We start from the raw sequence: 3,054 nt of genomic DNA, 5'->3' as shown, positions 1-3,054 counted from the left end.
GCATAGGAATGATCAAACGCAAAGTTGCTGGCATACGAGGTATCGTTCGCATCCTGTTCGCCAGTGTTGTTATCCAGGTTTTTCGACCACTGATAGCTGCCCAGTACGAACAGCCCGTTGCCCATTCGTTTCTCAACCTTGACCGAGCCGCCGTTGAAGTTTGCGGAGGCTTTGGTACTGGTGGTTAGGATGCCGTGCTGGAACGCCGGAAACGGACGAACACCCACATTAGTCGTGTTACTGACGCCAGGCGAGGTTAAGCCCGGTGTAAGTTCGTCCATATTCTGGTCATACCGCTTCCAAAGATGGTGGGTTCCGACCGCAGTATAAGCCACTTCGACGGTAACGCCTTTGCCAATATCCTTTTGCACGCTGGCGTTCCACTCCATGGTGTACGGCGTGGTGTTATTGGGCAGAATTGAGAACGGCGCAGGCAAGCCGGCCGAGGTGAGCGCCAAGGTCTTTGGATCCGGAAACAGGTTGCTAATAAACTGATTGTTCAACGACTGTTGGTAGTAGAGTGGCGCGGCGTAACGTGTGAACTGCAATTCATTGGTATTGATGTTGTCAAAGTAGATGCCACCGCCAGCACGGAACACGAGACCGGGACGAACTTCATATGCAATACCGATACGTGGACCAAAGCCCTTTTTGTTCGGGTTGATGATACCTGGGTTGAACGTATTGGTTGTCTCGACGTACGGCAGGAAGATTGTAGGAATTGAGCTAAGAGCCGGAACCTTGCTGTACTCAATTTTGCCGCTCGAGGGATTCAGTGTGCCCTCGAGGCCGTTCTGCTCGACGAATGGCGCGCTGTACTCCCAGCGAAGGCCGGCGTTAACTGTGAGTTTGCGGCCTACCTGCCATACATCGGATATAAATGCTCCGTAGGTATTGTCGCGGTAGTGCCCAAGAGTGGTGCCATTGTTGCCAACGCAAATAGTGCAGAATCCGCGCTGGTAGTTTGCCAAAGCAGTGTATGGATTGCCGGTTGATGGGTCGGTCCCGCCACCAGCGCCGAACGTGAAGGTACCCGTCGAGTTGTTATCCGCTCTCAAAATAATACGGCGATTCTGCATCTGGAAACCCGCCTTGAGAGTGTGCTTGCCTTTGATAAAGCTGAGGGAGTCGCCAAAGCTGAGGATGTTTTCGTTACCGCCCTGGTTGGTATAGCTATCAAAAACCTGGCTAAAACCAACGATGGTGAAGGTTGGACGGCCATACAGCGTGGGATCTGTCAGGCCAGATACGTTTGCGAGACCGATCTTTTTATCCCAATTCGTACCCGGGTTGATTCCGACACCAATCTCCCAGTTGTAGTAGGAGTTGTACCCAGCACGTACCTCGTTCACAATGGTTGGTGAAATCAGAAAAGTGTGTCCAATCACCGCATTGCGGCCGATCAGCTTGTTATTGATTCCGCCATTGCCGCCTGTAGAGTTCGGTATATATTCAAGCGAGTTGTAGTCGATATACCGCTCGAACAGCATGTTGCGCGAAGAAAGCGTCTGGTCAGCACGCACCACGTACTCATCAAAGTTGTCGGTCGTGACGGCAATTGAGCTGTAGTTATTTCCACCAGGGAGCGATGGAAGTGCGCCCGCGGTGGTTGGCGTCGGAATGGTCGGCTGCAATACCTGAGTAAACGTATTGGTCGCTGTTCCAAGTTGTGCCGCGGTTGGGTAGAAGGCAAACACCGGCGTGTCCCGGCTCGTGCGAAGGCCCTCAAATGCACCGAAGACAAACATCTTATCTCTTTTGATCGGAAGACCCGCAGATCCACCATACTGCTGGCGACTGAAGTGCGGCTTTACCGAACTACCAATCGCCGCCGGTGTCGCAAAGTAGTTGCGCGCATCGAAGATGCTGTTGCGCGCAAAGTCGTACGCCGAACCATGCAAGGAATTGGATCCTGACTTGGTTACCATCGAGACAACTGCCTCGCCCTGACCGTACTCGGTCGAGAAGGAGTTACGCAGCAGGTTGAACTCCTGCAATGCTTCAACGTCCGGCAAGATCGACATATTATTGAAGCGAACCGAACGGATGTAGGTTCCATCGAGCACGTAATTCGTGGAGCTGGCACGGCCTCCATCAACGGTAATGAAGATCTGGCGCTGACCGTAACGGCCGGGGACGCCTGTCTGCCCCGTCTGCGCAGGAGAAACACCCGGCGCCAGGGTTGCAAGCTGGAGTACGTTACGCCCATTCAACGGCAGGTCGTTGATCTGAGCTGAGCTGATGACCTGACCGACTGTTGCCTCCTGTGTCTGCAACTGCGGAGGCATAGTGGTCACTTCCACCGTCTCGGTTGCCGAGCCAATACTCAGCACCGTCTTACTATCTGAGGCCTTGCCGATCTCCACTTCCAGAGCCTTGATCTCACTGCTCTTGAATCCCGGCTTTTCGATACGCAAACGATAACTCGCCGGGGGAATGTTCGGAATGGACCAGTCACCGCTTTCGTTTGTCGTGGCCACACGTTCGGCACCCGTTGCGTTATTGATCAGGTGCACAACCGCGCCCGCAATGCTGGCGCCGGTTGCATCGGTCACCCGACCCACCGCATCGGAACTGGAACTAGCCTGCCCATAAGCCGACGGCGCCAGAACATTGAGTGCGAGCATGGGCGCAACTCCGATAAGGAGCGCAAAAGACGCACGGCGCATGATGCTCAGCACTGTACCTTCTGCCATTCCCTGCCGGCAGAGTTGCTTGTGGTTAGAGGAGCGTACTTCCTTCCGGACAAACCTGCCCGGAACAGTTTGGACATTCATGAATGGAGCCTCCAGAGTTGCCCGGGCTATGACGAGTCCGGGGTTGGTATCCTGCTTCGCTCAAATTGCTATCTCTGTCATCCTGACGGTGCTGAGATAGTTCTTCTACCGGAGGTCGCCTAACTCTTGGGTTCGACGTACCATCGGAAACTTATCTGCGTACAGGTGTGCAGCTACAACGGAGAGTCGGCACACAAATAAATGCACTCTGCTCCCGTTGAGACAATTGAACATCTGCCTAAGGCAGATTGGCGCATACCAACAGCGCGAAACGAAG

1 protein-coding gene is annotated in these 3,054 nt (G+C 54.0%); it reads right to left on the bottom strand.

The genetic code is table 11. The features are described from left to right. On the bottom strand, positions 1-2,777 hold a 2,777-nt coding region (locus P4L78_RS04520), incomplete at its 3' end, for a TonB-dependent receptor domain-containing protein (protein ID WP_309327098.1). Between the last annotated feature and the right edge of the window lie 277 nt (positions 2,778-3,054).

The organism is Silvimonas sp., from assembly GCF_031291215.1.
GTDB classification, from domain to species: domain Bacteria; phylum Pseudomonadota; class Gammaproteobacteria; order Burkholderiales; family Chitinibacteraceae; genus Silvimonas; species Silvimonas soli.
This window is presented reverse-complemented; position numbering and strand designations above follow the sequence as displayed.